A 16,255-nucleotide genomic window follows, 5' to 3' on the forward strand; every position below is an offset into this window, starting at 1 on the left:
TAAATTAAGGTTATGCAATTTGAATTTTCACAGGTAGAAAGACTGTCCAATATTTCAGCTAAAGATTTTCAAAATCTGTATGTTAAACCTCAAAAACCCGTAGTAGTCGAGAATCTCATTCAGGATTGGCCCGCTTATGAAAAATGGAATTTTGACTACTTGAAAAAAGTTGCCGGAGATAAAATCGTTCCCTTGTACAACAACGATCCTGTTGATTATTCCAAAAAAGTGAATGAACCAGTCGCTCGTATGAAAATGAGCGAATACATTGATTTGATGAATCAAGGACCAACCGATTTACGCATCTTTTTGTATAATTTGATGAAAGAAGTTCCAGAACTTCAAAGCGATTATCAATTGCCAGATTTGGGATTGAATTTGTTCAAAAGTCTTCCTATGTTATTTTTTGGAGGTGAAGGATCCAATGTCTTCATGCATTATGATATTGATTTGGCCAATATTTTACATTTTCATTTTGCTGGTAAAAAGCGATGCATCATCGTACCACCCGATCAAACTAAGTACATGTACAAAATCCCTTATTCGGTTATATGTCGAGAAGACATCGATTTTGACAATCCCGATTTTGAAAAATGGCCAGCTTTGAAACATGTGAAGCCCATGGTTACTGATTTGGAACATGGTCAAATGCTATATATGCCTGAAGGTTGGTGGCATTATATGAAGTATATTACGCCTGGATTTTCCATGAGTTTGCGTTCTCTTGCGCATAAACCTAAAAATTTATCGGAAGCAGTTTACAACATCTTTATCATGCGTAATTATGATAATTTGATGCGTAAAATGAAAGGTCAAAATTGGATTGAATGGAAAAATGAAAAAGCCATTTCAAGAACCAACAAACGCGTATCTGCCTAAGCTTTTTTGAATCAGAATAGAAAAACAATTATCTTTGACCCAATGGGAATCGTATTAAAAGGAGAAAATTTGGTAAAGGACTACGGCAGCAAGCACGTAGTGAAAAATGTTTCATTTTCTGTAGAGCAAGGAGAAATCATTGGTTTACTAGGCCCTAATGGAGCAGGAAAAACCACTTCTTTTTATATGATTGTTGGTTTGGTCAAAGCAACTTCTGGAAAAGTTTCTTTGGATAAATTGGACATTACGAACGATGCCATGTACAAACGAGCTCAAAAAGGAATCGGTTATTTGGCACAGGAAGCATCTGTATTTCGTAAGTTATCGGTTGAAGACAACATTAAATCTGTCTTGCAATTCACCAAATTATCCAAAGCACAACAACAAAAGAAAACCGACGAATTGATCGAGGAATTCAGCTTAGAACATGTGCGCAAAAATCGTGGAGATTTATTGTCGGGAGGTGAACGTCGCCGTACCGAAATTGCGCGATGTTTGGCAACCGAACCCAAATTTATTTTGCTGGACGAACCTTTTGCGGGCGTTGACCCAATTGCGGTTGAGGATATTCAAAAAATCGTTCGTTCGTTGAAACATAAGAACATCGGGATTTTAATCACCGACCACAATGTATCGCAAACCTTGGCGATTACAGACAAAACCTATATCATGTTTGAAGGGAAAATCCTGAAAGAAGGTTCTCCTGAAGAATTGGCCAATGACAAAGATGTTCGTCGTGTCTATTTGGGAGAGAATTTTACATTTCAACAGATTTAAAAGAATCTATTCAAAGCTAACTCAATCGCATACCATATTTTTCACGATAAGCTGTCGGAGTTAATCCTGTAAAGGTTTTGAAAAGATTTCGGAAGTTTTTCATATCGTTGTATCCAGTAGAAACCATCACGTCTACAATGTCTTTATTGGTCGTTTCCAAAAGATTCTTAGCCGCTTCAATTTTCGTTTTTTGCAAATAGCGAATCGGTGTCAAACCAGTAGATTGTTTGAATCGACGAATGATATTTCGTTTACTGGAAGGAATTTCTTCTAGTGCTTCTTCCAAATTTTTGATTTCGAAATACTTTTCTTGAATCAACAATTGAATTCGTCTTACCAAATCATCTGATTCCACCAAATTCGGTCGAAATTGATCAAAATACAATTGATTATCACGATCCAAATCAATGGCAAATGCTTTGGCAATTCGTAAAGCAATTTCGCGTCCAAAAAATTTCTGAACAATGAATAATTTCAAATGAAAGGAACTAGTTGCTCCACCACTAGTGAAAATTCTAGAATCTTCTGTTATGATGGCTTCTGGTTTCAACGCTACATCTGGAAAGGCTTCACTAAAACCCGAAATTCCATCGACATGAGTCGTAGCTTGTTTACCATTTAGCAAACCTGAGGCTGCAAGTAAAAATGATCCGGTACACAAACTCATCAAATGAGCACCTTGTTGGTATTGTTGAGCCATAAAAGGAATAAAATTGACATTCATAGAAATATTGGATTTCATATCATAACTCGAAAATGCTGGAATGATTAAGATATTCAAGGATTCTATCGTTTCCGCCAATTGTTTGTAGGGAATTCCTGGATAATCCTTTTCAAAAGGATGCTTTTGCTCCATCCCAATTAAAATCAATTCCAATTGCTCAGAAGAGCTTTGTTCTGACAGAAATCTTTTGGTCATATCAAAAAAGTCTAAAGCTGCCACCAAGCTAAGCAATCTTCTATTTTCTGTAACTAAAAATCCAATTTTCATTTTGTTTTCAATTTTGTCATTTTTAACCCCTAAACATGGCAGAAATTGCCATGACAAGTCTAAGGATTTTTTCTGAATTTTGAAGTAGAAATAAATATTTTCAATACCTTTAATAGAATTAATTCGCTCATTATGAAATTTTTAAAATACTTTTTATTTGGAGTTATTGGTTTGATTTTGCTAGTACTTCTTATTGCAGCGATCGCTCCCAAAGAAATGAAAGCCGAGAGTGAAATCATCATTGATCAACCGCAATCTGTCGTGTATGACTATATCAAATTGGTCAAAAATCAAGATGAATTTGGGAAATGGCAATTAATGGACCCCAATATGAAAACCACTTCAACAGGCGTCGATGGAACCGAAGGATTTATCTACCGTTGGGATAGCGAAGTGCTAAATCAAGGTTCGCAGAAAATCACCAAAGTGGATGAAGGTGTTGGAATCGAAACGGAATTAGATTTTGGTTTTGGGGAACCCGCACAGAGTTATTTGAAAACGGAGAGTATCAATCCCAATCAAACAAAAGTCATTTGGGGAATTACTGGAAAATCGCAATATCCGTACAATCTGATGAATTTGGTTTACAAGATGGACAAGGATTTTCAAGAAGGTTTAGAAAATTTAAAACGAAAATTAGAACAAAAAAAATAAACACTATGGACAGAAATATCATCTGTTGGTTTGAAATCTATGTGAGAGAGATAGAAAGAGCGAAAGCTTTTTATTCGCAAGTTTTAGGAAATACCTTCCAAGACATTACTCCTCCAGGAGAAGCAGACACCGCTATGAAAATGTCTTTTTTTTCCAGCATGGAAGAAACAGGAAATGGCGTGTCTGGCGCTTTGATTGAAATGCCTGGGGATAAAACAGAATGCAATCCCAATCTTAATACGATTGTATATTTTGCTTGCGAAGATTGTGCGGTTGAGGAGTCGCGAGTAGAGCAAGCTGGCGGGAAAGTTCAACAACCCAAAATGTCATTGGGTGAGCATGGATTTTGTTCCATTTGTATTGATACTGAAGGAAACGCTTTTGGTTTGTATTCTATGGTTTAATTTAAAAAATATCTAATTATGATCCTAAATCCTTATTTAAATTTTGATGGCAATGCAGAAGAAGCATTCCGTTTTTACCATTCTGTTTTTGGTGGTGAAATCTTCTTACAAAAAATGAACAATGTTCCAGACTTTGAAGTACCAGAAGATGAAAAGAATCGAACAATGCATGTTGCTATTCAGATCAATGAAAAACAACATTTAATGGGTTCTGATTGTTTGCCAAGTATGGGATATGTATTGAAACAAGGAAACAACAACAATATTTCCATCACGACAGATTCACGTGAAGAAGCAGATAAACTATTCACTGGACTTTCGGCTGGTGGAACAGTGGAAATGCCAATGGAGGAAATGTTTTGGGGCGATTATTTTGGATCGTTTGTCGATAAGTTTGGTATTCATTGGATGATTTCCTATCCTTTACCCAATCACGGCTCATGAAATATACAATTGAATTAAAATGGGCAATTCTTTTTTCACTTCTCTCTCTTTTATGGATATTGGGTGAAAAGGTCGTAGGATTACATGACCCGAATCGGTATTTAACGTTGCAACCCTATGTGACGATGTTCATTTTGATTCCCAATTTGTTGCTTTTTTATTGGGCAATTCGTGAAAGAAGAGAAACTACTTATTCCTCAAATTTTGGTTTCCAAGATGGATTCAAATCGGGAATTATTATGACTGGATTTATCACCATTTTAACACCATTGGTGCAGTATATCATTTCAACCGTCATTACACCCGATTATTTTGAAAATGTCATCCACTATGTGGTAGAAAAGAATATCATGACTTTAGAAAAAGCGGAACAACTATTTAATCTTGAAAATTACATGATTAAAAGTACCCTCTTCTCTGCCCTATTTGGACTTGTAGCTTCGGCAATTATGGCCTATTTATTAAAACAAAACAAGCATCATGCAAAAGCTAACAGCTAAGGCGAAAATTGCAATTCAAGCACAGCTTCAAGCCGTATTTGAGGCGATTGTGAATCCCGAAATCATGAAAAATTATTTCATTTCAAAAGGTTCCAATCGTCTGGAAATGGGAAATGAAATTCTTTGGGAATTCCCCGAATTTGAAGGAAGTTTTCCAGTAGAAGTTATGGAAATCATTCCCAATCAACGAATCCATTTTTCATGGGATTCAAATTCTGAAGTATTGATTGAATTCGAAAAACAATCAGTTGAAACTACGATTGTCATGGTTCATGAAATGGGGTATCAAAACGATGAGAAAGGGATTCAGTGGGTAATTGGACAAACCGAGGGTTGGGCCAATTTTTTAGCTTGTTTAAAAGCCTGGATGGAGTATAAAATTCACCTTCGAAAAGGAGCCTTTGATTTTTAAAAACCAATTGAAACGATTATGGAACAATCAATACAAACTTATATTGACCATTTAGAATCTACGGAAGAGCAAAAAATAGGTCATTTGTTACAAAAAATTATTGACCAAATGCTTCCTGAAGCAAATTCAAAAATATGGCATGCGCTTCCCGTTTGGTTCATTGAGGAAAATCCGATTGTGGGATTTAGCAAACAAAAAAGAGGAATGCGCTTAATGTTTTGGAGCGGTGCCGACTTTGAGGAAGCAAACTTATCGGTTCGAGGAAAAAAATTCAAAGACGCCTCTATTTTCTATCAGTCTGTCGATGAAATAAATTTAGAAGATTTAAATAGATGGCTTCATAAATCAGTTCAAATTCAATGGGATTATAAAAATTTGGTCAAACGAAAAGGCAAGTTGGAAAAATTAATGCCTAACCCAAAGAATTAATTTCAACACTTAGAAACGAAACTATGAATTCAGAAATGAGATCACACAAAAATTTTGGATTGTTTATGGGATGATGTGATTTGGGAAATTCATGACAATAGGAAAATTCTCGGAAAAGGATTTTGAAGGAGAGCTAAATAATGAAAATGATGAAGAAAAACAGTTACTACATGTAGACCGACTTTCCACAGAAATTCAAGACTTCTGTGTAGAAGGAATTGTTTTGTCGTAAACTAAAAACCAAAATTCACGTAAAATTTGATTTTGTGATGTTTTTAAGTTTGAAAACGGGAAAATTAAAAAATTAATTGTGTATATGGATCCTAAAAGAATTTTAAAATGGAAAAGAAAAAGCAAGAAATCGGGACAATAAATTGGACCGACATTACTGTCCCAGACGCGGAAGCACTCAAAAGATTTTATGAAAATTTAATCGGATGGACTTCAGAAGGAATTCCCATGAAAGAAGGTGATAATGCTTATGAAGATTATGTAATGAAATCTCCTGATGGAAAAGCTGTTGCTGGGATTTGTCATTTAAAAGGAGTCAATCAATCCCTGCCTCCCACTTGGATTGTTTATATAACGGTTGAAAACGTCGAAAAATCCCTTCAAAAAGCCTTGGGACTGGGTGGTAAACTGATCAAAAAATACCATACTAAAGAAGGTAAATTGATGTACGTCATTGTTCAAGATTTGGCTGGAGCCGTTTTCGGAATGGCTGAACCTTATTAAAATACTCTATAACCAATTCATCATTAAAAATTATTCTCATGAAAAATACACTTATGGCATTAGGAATCTTAACAATCCTAAGTTGTCAAACAACCCAATCTACAAATTCCCAGAATTCCAACGACAGAAATGTTGAGAATTCAGCAGTTCGAACTTCCACAACTCCACGCTCAGCTTCAAAGGATGCGCCTACGGGAATTCCGGATGCGCATAACAAAGAATTTGTTCAGAATTATTTCAATGAAACTTATCGAAATTTAGCCAATGCAGTTCAGGGATTAAGCGAAGAACAATTGAATTTTAAAACAGCTCCCGACCGATGGTCTATTTTGGAATGTGTCGAGCATATTGCCGTAACTCAACCCGAATTATTTGGGTATGTTAGTGAAACAATGAAACAAACACCCAATTCAGAAAAACGAAGCGAAATTAAATCTTCTGATAATGATATTTTGACCATGATGGTAAACCGAAGTTTCAAAGCTCAAGCTCCAGCAGAAATGCAACCAACTGGGAAATTCAAGGATGTTCAAACGGCATTGGCAGCCTTAGAGAAAAATCAACAAAACATCCTAGGAGAATTGAAAAATTACTCCATGGAGGATTTAAGAAATCATGTGGTTGCTGCTCCGATTGGTTCAATTGATGCTTATCAGTTTATGTTGTTTATTCCTGGCCATACTGCACGACATACTTTACAAATTCAAGAAGTTGAAAACCATCCAAATTTCCCGAAAGCCAAATAAAACAGAGCATTCAAAGTCATTCATCAAAAGATAAAATTAGCTAAATATTTAATTGTGAATAAATTAACATTTTTTCTTTAAGTTTGGACTAATTTTAGAACCACCACCAACCTAATACGATTAGTAAGTAAAAATGACTTTTGATTTTAATAACCAAAGCATTTATCCGTGCATTTTATTGGATAACAAAGCCAATCTTGCGGCCAATTTTTATATAGAAACCTTTGGGAATGGGAAAATTTTGATGGAAGTTGCCCAATTCACATTGTTTGAAATTGAGAATCAACTCTTCAAAATCATCAACACCAATCATCCAGATCATCGTTCCAATCCAGCGGTTTCCTTTATGGTTTCCTTCGAAACAGAAGAAGAATTACGAAAAATCTGGAACCGCTTAAAAGTAGGCGGACTTGTAATGATTCCTTTGGAATTATATGATTCAAAAAATACCGTTGGCTGGTTACAAGATCAGTTTGGAATTTCTTGGCAATTGGTTACTTCCACGAGTCAAGCATCAAAGCATCAAAAAATCTCCCCATTTCTTCAATTTGGGAAATCCAATTCTGGACGAGCAGAATTGGCTTCCAATTTTTATATGGAAGTTTTCAAACATTCCAAACGTGATGAAATTTTACGTTACGAGGAAGATTCCTCTAAAAAATTGGTCAAGCATCTTGGCTTGTATTTGAATGAGTATTTGATACGTATGGCCGATAGTTTTACCGAGCAACCTTTTGATTTTTCACCAGGAATTTCCTTTACCATTGAGTGCGAAACCCAAGCAGAAATTGATTATTATTGGAATGCTTTTGCATTTGGCGGAACGACCAATCCAGCGGGATGGGTGAAAGATAAATTTGGGATTTCCTGGCAAATTGTTCCCAAAGAAATGAATAATTGGATTGTTAACCCAGCCATCAATCTCAAAGTCGTCGCTCAATTGCGAATCATGACCAAAATAAACATAGAAAAATTACGAGCTATACAGTAAAGAAAAACGTCCGATTCTACATAAGAATCGGACATTTTCAATTCAGTAAGAATTTACTTCATTTATAATTGAATGACCTGTTGATCATTGATACCATAGTGGTCAATTACCGCTTGATAATTGGAATAATCAACAGCTTCTGCATTTCCTCTTCCAGGAGGATCAGCTGGAACGACTAATACTCTAAATCGTTTATTAGAAATGTAATTCGTTCCGCCAAGATCAAAGGTTCCACCAGCAGTAATCACGACATCATATCGAGAAAAATCAAAACTATAATCCACTTCATGACCATTATCTAAATAAAATGTAATGGGAATTTGTTGCCAGATAGGAGCACCGTTTTGGGTGGTTCCATTTTGCATATAAACCAATACCATATCGTATTCGTACAATTCTGGAGAAAAGGTTCTCGAAATCTGATAAACACCATTTACTAATGAGAAGTTGGCATTGGAAATTTCATATACAACAGAATAAGTATCATAATCCGTATAGGAACCATTGTCGTCGTCTGAAACACAACTTTGCATTGAAAATCCAAAGAAAATCAAGGCAAGAAAAGGAAGAAGTTTTTTCATTTTATCTAATTTTAATTTGTTCTTTTACACCGTATTCAAATGATGTACCAAAACTATAAATTCTCATGACAATGAAAAACTTATTCCAAATAAATCCAGACATTACTTTCTTAAATTTCGGGTCATTTGGAGCTTGCCCCATGCCTATTTTTGAGAAATACCAAGAATTTCAAAGAGAATTAGAATTTGAACCCGTTTCGTTTATAGTTGATAAATCTCCTATTTATTTACGAAATTCTCGAGAAGCACTGGGACAATATTTAAATTGTCATGCCGATGATTTGGTTTGCGTTACCAATCCTTCTTACGGAGTAAACATCGTAGCCAAAAATTTGAAATTAAATCCTGGAGACGAAATTTTAACAACCGATTTAGAATATGGAGCATGTGATCGAACTTGGGAATATTATTGTGAAAAATCAGGGGCGAAATACATTCGTCAAAAAGTAAATTTACCCTTAACATCCAAAGAAGAATTCGTTGCAGAATTTGCCAAAGGAATCAATCCCAAAACCAAATTACTATTCATCAGTCATGTAACCAGTTCCACGGCATTACGATTTCCAGTAGAGGAAATTTGCGAATTGGCACAAACACATGGCATTTTATGTTTCGTAGATGGTGCGCATGGACCTGCGCATGTACCTGTTGATTTGCAAAAGATGAACCCCGATTTTTATGTTGGAGCTTGTCATAAATGGATGATGGCTCCCAAAGGAAGTTCCTTTTTGTACAGCAATTCTCGCCATCAATCATGGTTAGATCCATTGGTTGTTAGTTGGGGCTACAAAGCCGATTTCCCTTCTCATTCGCAGTATTTGGACTATCACGAAATGCAAGGAACACGAGATTTGTCTGCTTTATGTACGATTCCCAAAGCCATTGAATTTATGCAAGAGAACAATTGGGTTAGTGTTTCAAAATCCTGTCGAAAAATCGTTCAAGAGTATGCGCCAGAATTTTGTTCCATTCTTAAAACAAATCCACTTTCTCCCTTGACCGACGAATTTATTGGGCAAATGTTCAGTGCCGAAATCGAGTGCAGCAATCCCAAAAAATTGCACGACGAACTCTATCATAAGCATCAGATTCAAATTCCCATTATGCCACATGGCGACAAAGTTTACTTACGTTATTCGTTCAATGCTTTTAATACAACAGAAGATTTAAAGAAATTGTTTTCAGCATTAGAAAATTCAATCAAATGAAAGTAGAAAAATTGGCTCATGCCATTTCCAATTTAGCGCATCCCTTGTTGACATTTCCTATATTCATTGTGTATCAATTATTCACGCACGAAACCTTTCCAAAGGCCTTATGGTTATCTGGATTGATTGTTTTGGCACTGTTTGTACCCATTGCCGTAAGCTTGTATTTGGGCACCAAAAAAGGAAAATACACCAATTTTGATGTGTCTGACAGAGAGCAGCGAAAAGGATTTTTCCCCTTGGTATTGATCTTATTCGTCTTGCTTATTTTGGTTTTGTATATTACTCATCAACCTGCCTATATTATCCAACCTTTCGTATTTGCCTTTACTCTTATGAGTGTATGTTACGCCGCCAATTTTTTTAGCAAAGTATCTCTACATACTTCGCTTACACTATTTTTAAGCTGCTTAATTTTTTCGCTAAATCCAATTTTCGGTATATTTATGTTCATCTTCACCTGCCTCATGGCCTGGTCAAGATGGTATTTGAAACGACATAGCATTGCCGAAATTCTTGGTGGAGCAGTAATCGGGAGCTGTGTTGGACTGGCCTATATCTTGTTCGGATGATTTGGGCGCTCGAGCGGGCTTTCCGTTACAATCTTGCCAAACAAAATTTTAACAAGGATTTCCACTGCAATCCCTAGCGCTGAATGAAATAGCCAATAAAAAGCAATTTCTTTTGAGAAAAAATCAATACGTAAAAAATATATTTTACTATAAAAAATACATAAAATGCGCAACTCACACACGCTTAACCGACTGATTTTCAGTGTTGTATAATTTGGCTTTATTGCGTATATTTGTGTGTTGTACGATATTTTACCAGACAAGTATGCCAAACAAAAAAAATGACATAAATCTAATTCTAACTTTAACCATTCTTCTTGTAATAGGTATAGTTTATTTGATTTTCCCAAATCTCGAATTTAAATCATCTAACACAAATAGGATTTTTGGTATTTTATTTAATGTTTTTTGCTTTTATAGCGCAATATTAATTTTTATACGTCTTAGGAAAATAAAAAATAAAATTCTTAAATACTTTATAGGCTTAATAACAGGAATTTTTCTATTAATTTCATTATTAAATTTTCCCATTTACCTTATGAAAATCGACCCACAAGTTCAATATTATGACGTAGAAACTTTATACTGGAACAAGAAAAACAAATTTGAAAAAATTCAAAAGCAATATTATATAAACTGGAAAAACAACAAAAAAAATATTAGAATAAATAAAATTTTCGATTTTGGACCGTTTAGAAATTATCTTGAATATAATGTCGAAATTGAAAATTTGAATGATAATTGGGTAAAAACAAATAAAGATTAAAAAAACATCGTACAACAAGGGTTTTGCGATAGTGGGGCGAAACTGCAAAGTTCAACGGTTGTTCTTCGGTTCAGCTTTTTTGCAAAATTGAAGATTTGTGCTTCGATTGCCCCACCATCGCAAAGCCCCGAAACGTTATAGGCAATGCTAAAAACGACACGACAATGAAAAAGACACTAACATTTATTTTACTGACGGTTGCAACTTTCGCTTTCGGACAGACAGAAATTTCAACCAAGTATCATACGGCAGACAGTTTACTGCAAGCTGACAATTACTTGGAAGCATACAAAATCTTAAAAGAAATAGAACCAAAGTGCGACAAAAAAGACACGCTTTATGATTACATTCTTTGGTATTATGTGGGTGCGACTTCGGAACTTGAAAGTCAGAACCGAATGACAGAACAATTTGAAACATCTCTAAAATATGGACTTGAAGCTCTTGAACTAATAGAAAAAGGAAAAAGTCGTTTTGACGAAAAATTTGCTTCAAAAGAATTTTGGATGCACAAAAACATTATCGTTTCGTATTTCGGACTTGGACAATTTGACAAAGCGAAAAAACACAGAGACATTCTTTACAAAGCATACAAGGAAAAGAAATTACCAGAAGGAATTGACGGCTATTATAATTTTGACTTCTTCAAACTAAACGACAAAAACATTTGGGGCTATGAATGGTATCCTGAATTACCCAAAGACAGATTTTCAAGTAGTTTTACCAAAATCGTCTATTATGTTTACAGCACAAACCCTGACGGAACAGATAAAGACCAACTTTTTAGGTTTCACGTTTTAATGTATCACCAAGACAGCAAAAATGCTAAGTTTGACTATTTGTTAGAAAAACAAATGGAAACTGACGAAGCAACAATAAGTGGTTCATATTATCAATACACTTACAAAGAAAACATTGACTACAAAAAACTAAAAGACGACATAAAGGAAATTGTAACAAAAGAAATTGAACCAAGTAGCAGGCGAACAATACCAAAACGAAAATAAGCACTTGCCTATAACAGCGGTTTGGCATAATGGGGGCGGACGTTCTTCGTATGAAAATTTGTTCTAAATTTGAACTGCGAGCTTCGTATCAAGTTTAGTGCTGAAAAGCCCCCACTACGCCAAGCCGCAAACCGTTATGCGACACCCTATTTGAACAGTCGTACCAAAATTCAACAAACAAAAGAAAGATGAACGAAACTGCCAACGCTTCAAAAAAACAAAAGAGGTGCAACCCAACGCACCAAGCCAACCCATTGCACCACATTTGTTTTTTACCCAACCACACATCAAGCGTTAATCAAATTGAATTTTAGTACAAATGTCAGGAACAAAAAAGGATAGTCACTGGATTCCCTTAGCCGACCTTATGACGGTTTTAATGGTCATTTTTTTATTTATGTCCATTTCATATATGGCATTGGTAGAAAAACGACAAAAAGAACAGAATCAAATATTCAAAGACTACGAGGAGTCAAAAGTTGCGTTATACAACGAGTTAAATCAGGCATTTAAAGACGATTTTGCGAAATGGGATTTGAAACTCGACAATGACTTGTCTATAAAATTTACGAATCCGCAAGTGCTTTTTCCAACAGGGAAATCTGAAATCACACCTCATTTTCAAAGCATTTTAACCGATTTTCTTCCAAAATATCTATCGGTTGTATTACAGGAAAAATACAAAGACAAAATAGCGGAAATCAGAATCGAAGGTCACACAGATACAAAGCCAATTGGGTTGACAAGCGATCCATACATTGATAATATGAAACTTTCACAAGACAGAGGAAGAAATGTTTTAGCTTTTTTGCGTTCTCAAAACTGCTTTATTAATTTACAACCAACAGAAAAAGAAAGGTTACAGTACTGGCTTACAGCCAATGGACTTTCCTATGGCAGAACGGTTGACAAAGATTATAAACTTTCATTTGACAGTAAGCAACCAATTGACAATGATAAATCAAGACGTGTTGAATTTAGAATAGTAACCACAAGTGAAGCGATTATTAACGAGGCACTAAAAAACATCGAGTAAATTATGACATTTGAAATTATAGCTGGAATTCTAATTATATCTGCATTTGCAATTTGGGCAGGTCTATATATTAATAAAAGAACAAAGGAAAACAACAATGAACATTTATTTGACTTTATTCCTAACCTATTTCCTACTTTAGGAATTCTGTTTACATTTCTAGGTATTGCAATCGGTTTGTGGAATTTTGACAGTAACAATATTGAAAAAAGTATTCCCGAATTGATGAACGGATTGAAGACCGCTTTCCTTGTATCAATTTTTGGAGTTGCTTTATTAGTTGGTTTTTCTTTTTGGACAAACATCAAAAAGAAAAAATTAGAAGAAGGTGTTTTGAGCGAAGAAACTCAAGCGATCAACAACTTAATTGAAGCCATAAAAGAACTAAGAAACGATTTTGTTTCTACTGATGAAAACGGAAATACCATAAAACCTGGGAATGTTTTGCGTGATATTTACAAGGAATCCCAAAAACAATCAACTTCTTTACAAACCTTTTCTTCTGATTTAGCTCTGACAATATCAGCTGGTTTTGAAGAGGTTTTTAATAATCCTGCAGGAGCAGTTGTTGAGGAATTAAAATTAGTAAAAGCCGAAATAGAATCTTTAGGTAATAAGCTGAAAGATCCTGCAACCGATATGACTCAAAATATTGTAAAGGAATTACAGGAATCAATGGGTAAAATGATTGAAGAATTTAAAACTTCGATGAGCGGAGATACTAAAAATGAAATGGAACGCTTAGCAGGATTACTTGGACAAGCAGGTGGTTCATTGACAGATTTCCCAATCAAATTACAAAATATGACTGACAACCTCAATGAAAATTTCAGAGGTTTGCAAGAAGTGGTTCAGCAAATTTCAAAACAAACTCTTTCTCAGTCGGAAGAATCTACTAATCAAATGAGAAAGCAAGTTGAAGATATGAGCGAAATTCTGCGAAGCAAAGTTGGAGATTTACAATCTGGTCAACAGACACTTTTAACAGAACAATCTAAAAACCTTCAAGTTTCTGAAAATCTTTTGAGTGCTTTCAATACAAGTATTGAAAAAATGAACGGACTTTCTACCGAAGTAAACGGAAGTATATCAAAACTTAATCAAGCTCAAACAGAATTAGAAAAAGTTATTTCCGTCTTTAGAAACGTGTCGCAGGAAATCAATACATCGTCAAGTAGATTTGGAGAATCTCAAAATGAATTTTCAAAACATTCTAATCAGTTCTTACAAAACAACCTAAATACAATTACAGAAATTCAAAAATCATTAGAAACGGCAAAGAGCGTTTCTGCCGACTACGCACAGAAGTTTGAGATTATTGAAAAAGGCTTGTCAAAAGTATTTGCCGACCTTGACACAGGACTAAGAGGCTATCAAGCAACAGTTAGAGAAAGTCTTGAAACCTATTTAGGCAAATACACAGACGCTTTAACAAAAACAGCAGAATCTCTAGCAGGAGCATCTTCTAAACAAGAAGATATTTTGGAAGAACTCACAGAACAACTTAGCAAATTAAACGGAAGAAGAAACTAATATATGCCAACTACGCAAGACATATTACAATTTCATTTTTCACCGACTACATTTCAGCAGTCGGCACAAAAGATTATTCCGATTACTCTTGCATCGCTGAACGACCATCGAATTGATAAACTTCAAAAAATAACAGAAGAAGTTGGAGCCAATTCATTTTCATTTTCGGGAGAAAATCTTATTCCACAAGTTTTTAGAAAGTTTAAAAATTCCATTAATAATAACAATATAAGTTTTGAACGTCGAGAATTAAGAACACTTACTTATTCCTTAAACTATTCAGAACAAAATTTATTACCAATTTTCAGCAATGAATATGAATTAAAACATGCTCTGACGCTGTTAGATTTAAATTGGAGGGATTCATTTTTAGTGGGTCTGATAGATTGTTATTTAAGAAGTTGGGAAACTAAGTTTCAAAAATCATTAGTGCAATTAGAACAATTTATTGCTAATAAATTAGAAAATTATTCAGGAAATAGAAGTACATTAATTTCTTTCAAAAACAATAAACGATATTTCAATTCAAAAAATGGAGATTTAATCTTAGGCGACACCATCGCTAAACTCAATATACCAATTCAAGAAGCCACAAGAATATTGGGCGTTCCTGAATCTTGGTTTGATTATCCCTATTTCTCGAAAGTCATTGTAACTTATTACGAAAGAAATAAAAACAGAATATCGAACGAAATAGATAATCTGAATGAAGTATTACTAACACATAATAGTTCAACTACTAACAAAAGATTAATCAGTAAAATTATCATTCAAGCAAACCAACCTCAATTTGTAACAATACAAGATCAAATAAAGAAAATTGCCTTCACACAAATTGGCGACCCTAGTACTGTTTCAAATTGGACAGCTTTTGAGAATGCAACTGAAATTGAACGAAGTGAAATCATAGAAGCAAGAAATATTCTAAATGAATGGATTACACAACAATTTATCAATGTATTTTTTAATGTTTGCATCAATGATGAAAGACGAAAGAAATTTTGGCTTCGTTTTGCTTCCAAAATATCATCATTTAAGGTTTATGGACCGCTTCACACAAAAAACATGCTTAAACGTGATGAAAGAATTGCCGAATATGTAGATGCGAGATTTGAAACGGTAACGAGCAAAAAAGATGTTTCAGCATTTATATTATACATTGGAGATTATATGTTGATTGAGTTCAGCAATGAAGGCTACGCCTTTTACGCCTATAAAATCAACAGTCCATATAAACCAAGTTTGAGTTATCAATTAAATAGTGTGGACGATTTGCGTAATGCGTCAATGCCGATGGCTATTCAAAGTGATAATTACTACGATTATTTTAACGATGAAGGAAGGCTAACGCACAGAGATGGTAATCAAATTTGGGAAACTAGGTTTAATAGTTGGATGAATAAAAAAATATTTGGATGATTTTAAAATATACACAGGACAAAAACAAATTTTTATTCTATTTCCTAAATGAATCGGGAAGAAAAATTCCTGTTTCTGAATGGGAAAAATTACAATCAGAATTTTTATCTCAACTTGCAATTCTAACCGAGTTACACGATAATGGTTTAGCAGACTATACGGAAAACTCTT

21 protein-coding genes are annotated in these 16,255 nt (G+C 34.6%); 19 read left to right on the top strand and 2 right to left on the bottom strand.

All coding sequences use genetic code 11. The features are described 5' to 3' along the window. Window positions 1-12 precede the first annotated feature (12 nt). Window positions 13-879 (top strand): cupin-like domain-containing protein, encoded by an 867-nt coding sequence (locus ABID46_RS11105; RefSeq protein WP_354510077.1) that lies wholly within the window; start codon window positions 13-15, stop codon window positions 877-879. Window positions 880-927: 48 nt separating this feature from the next. After that, on the top strand, window positions 928-1,656 hold the full coding sequence (gene lptB, locus ABID46_RS11110; protein ID WP_354510132.1) for an LPS export ABC transporter ATP-binding protein: 729 nt from the start codon (window positions 928-930) through the stop codon (window positions 1,654-1,656). Between the two features lie 16 nt (window positions 1,657-1,672). On the opposite strand, the gene ABID46_RS11115 is transcribed toward lptB, so the two are convergent. Next, entirely contained in the window at window positions 1,673-2,647 is a 975-nt protein-coding gene (locus ABID46_RS11115; protein WP_354510079.1) for a GlxA family transcriptional regulator, read from the bottom strand. Between the two features lie 132 nt (window positions 2,648-2,779). Between ABID46_RS11115 and ABID46_RS11120 the strand changes: the two genes are divergently transcribed. The 10 genes from ABID46_RS11120 (at window position 2,780) to ABID46_RS11165 (ending at window position 7,962) form a co-directional block, all read left to right on the top strand. Continuing rightward, complete coding sequence (locus ABID46_RS11120) at window positions 2,780-3,301, top strand: SRPBCC family protein (RefSeq protein WP_354510081.1); 522 nt, start codon at window positions 2,780-2,782, stop codon at window positions 3,299-3,301. A 5-nt stretch (window positions 3,302-3,306) separates the two neighbouring features. Further along, window positions 3,307-3,705: a VOC family protein gene (locus ABID46_RS11125; protein ID WP_354510082.1), complete on the top strand. Its 399-nt coding sequence runs from the start codon at window positions 3,307-3,309 to the stop codon at window positions 3,703-3,705. Window positions 3,706-3,723: 18 nt separating this feature from the next. Then, the gene (locus ABID46_RS11130; protein ID WP_354510084.1) at window positions 3,724-4,149 is read left to right on the top strand and encodes a VOC family protein; all 426 of its coding nucleotides are present in this window, start codon (window positions 3,724-3,726) and stop codon (window positions 4,147-4,149) included. Next, window positions 4,146-4,649: a DUF4199 domain-containing protein gene (locus ABID46_RS11135; protein ID WP_354510086.1), complete on the top strand. Its 504-nt coding sequence runs from the start codon at window positions 4,146-4,148 to the stop codon at window positions 4,647-4,649. The genes ABID46_RS11130 and ABID46_RS11135 overlap by 4 nt, the downstream gene beginning before the upstream one ends. Further along, window positions 4,630-5,061: an SRPBCC domain-containing protein gene (locus ABID46_RS11140; protein WP_354510088.1), complete on the top strand. Its 432-nt coding sequence runs from the start codon at window positions 4,630-4,632 to the stop codon at window positions 5,059-5,061. Before ABID46_RS11135 ends, ABID46_RS11140 begins: the two co-directional genes overlap by 20 nt. A gap of 18 nt (window positions 5,062-5,079) precedes the next feature. Further along, window positions 5,080-5,490: a DUF1801 domain-containing protein gene (locus tag ABID46_RS11145; protein ID WP_354510090.1), complete on the top strand. Its 411-nt coding sequence runs from the start codon at window positions 5,080-5,082 to the stop codon at window positions 5,488-5,490. A gap of 91 nt (window positions 5,491-5,581) precedes the next feature. Next, window positions 5,582-5,722 (top strand): hypothetical protein, encoded by a 141-nt coding sequence (locus ABID46_RS11150; RefSeq protein WP_354510092.1) that lies wholly within the window; start codon window positions 5,582-5,584, stop codon window positions 5,720-5,722. A gap of 107 nt (window positions 5,723-5,829) precedes the next feature. After that, window positions 5,830-6,225: a VOC family protein gene (locus tag ABID46_RS11155; protein WP_354510094.1), complete on the top strand. Its 396-nt coding sequence runs from the start codon at window positions 5,830-5,832 to the stop codon at window positions 6,223-6,225. A 38-nt stretch (window positions 6,226-6,263) separates the two neighbouring features. Beyond that, on the top strand, window positions 6,264-6,971 hold the full coding sequence (locus ABID46_RS11160; protein WP_354510096.1) for a DinB family protein: 708 nt from the start codon (window positions 6,264-6,266) through the stop codon (window positions 6,969-6,971). A 133-nt stretch (window positions 6,972-7,104) separates the two neighbouring features. Then, window positions 7,105-7,962 (top strand): VOC family protein, encoded by an 858-nt coding sequence (locus tag ABID46_RS11165; RefSeq protein ID WP_354510098.1) that lies wholly within the window; start codon window positions 7,105-7,107, stop codon window positions 7,960-7,962. Window positions 7,963-8,024: 62 nt separating this feature from the next. Here the strand turns inward: ABID46_RS11165 and ABID46_RS11170 are convergent, their stop codons facing one another. Next, entirely contained in the window at window positions 8,025-8,543 is a 519-nt protein-coding gene (locus ABID46_RS11170; RefSeq protein ID WP_354510100.1) for a hypothetical protein, read from the bottom strand. A 71-nt stretch (window positions 8,544-8,614) separates the two neighbouring features. Here ABID46_RS11170 and ABID46_RS11175 point away from each other — a divergent pair, with 71 nt between their 5' ends. The 7 genes from ABID46_RS11175 (at window position 8,615) to ABID46_RS11205 (ending at window position 16,084) form a co-directional block, all read left to right on the top strand. Beyond that, a complete protein-coding gene (locus tag ABID46_RS11175; RefSeq protein ID WP_354510102.1) occupies window positions 8,615-9,751 on the top strand; it encodes an aminotransferase class V-fold PLP-dependent enzyme in 1,137 nt (378 codons plus the stop codon). After that, the gene (locus ABID46_RS11180) at window positions 9,748-10,323 is read left to right on the top strand and encodes a phosphatase PAP2 family protein (RefSeq protein ID WP_354510104.1); all 576 of its coding nucleotides are present in this window, start codon (window positions 9,748-9,750) and stop codon (window positions 10,321-10,323) included. The genes ABID46_RS11175 and ABID46_RS11180 overlap by 4 nt, the downstream gene beginning before the upstream one ends. A gap of 265 nt (window positions 10,324-10,588) precedes the next feature. Further along, window positions 10,589-11,089 carry a hypothetical protein gene (locus ABID46_RS11185; protein WP_354510106.1) on the top strand — a complete coding sequence of 167 codons (501 nt, stop codon included), beginning with the start codon at window positions 10,589-10,591 and terminating at the stop codon, window positions 11,087-11,089. Window positions 11,090-11,253: 164 nt separating this feature from the next. Further along, window positions 11,254-12,096: a hypothetical protein gene (locus ABID46_RS11190; protein WP_354510108.1), complete on the top strand. Its 843-nt coding sequence runs from the start codon at window positions 11,254-11,256 to the stop codon at window positions 12,094-12,096. Between the two features lie 319 nt (window positions 12,097-12,415). Beyond that, window positions 12,416-13,132 (top strand): OmpA/MotB family protein, encoded by a 717-nt coding sequence (locus ABID46_RS11195; protein ID WP_354510110.1) that lies wholly within the window; start codon window positions 12,416-12,418, stop codon window positions 13,130-13,132. Between the two features lie 3 nt (window positions 13,133-13,135). Further along, the gene (locus tag ABID46_RS11200; RefSeq protein WP_354510112.1) at window positions 13,136-14,665 is read left to right on the top strand and encodes a hypothetical protein; all 1,530 of its coding nucleotides are present in this window, start codon (window positions 13,136-13,138) and stop codon (window positions 14,663-14,665) included. 3 nt (window positions 14,666-14,668) lie between these two features. Beyond that, on the top strand, window positions 14,669-16,084 hold the full coding sequence (locus ABID46_RS11205; protein ID WP_354510114.1) for an EH signature domain-containing protein: 1,416 nt from the start codon (window positions 14,669-14,671) through the stop codon (window positions 16,082-16,084). Window positions 16,085-16,255 lie beyond the last annotated feature (171 nt).

Origin of the sequence: Moheibacter stercoris (assembly GCF_040545805.1) — a bacterium.
Classification (GTDB): domain Bacteria; phylum Bacteroidota; class Bacteroidia; order Flavobacteriales; family Weeksellaceae; genus Moheibacter; species Moheibacter stercoris.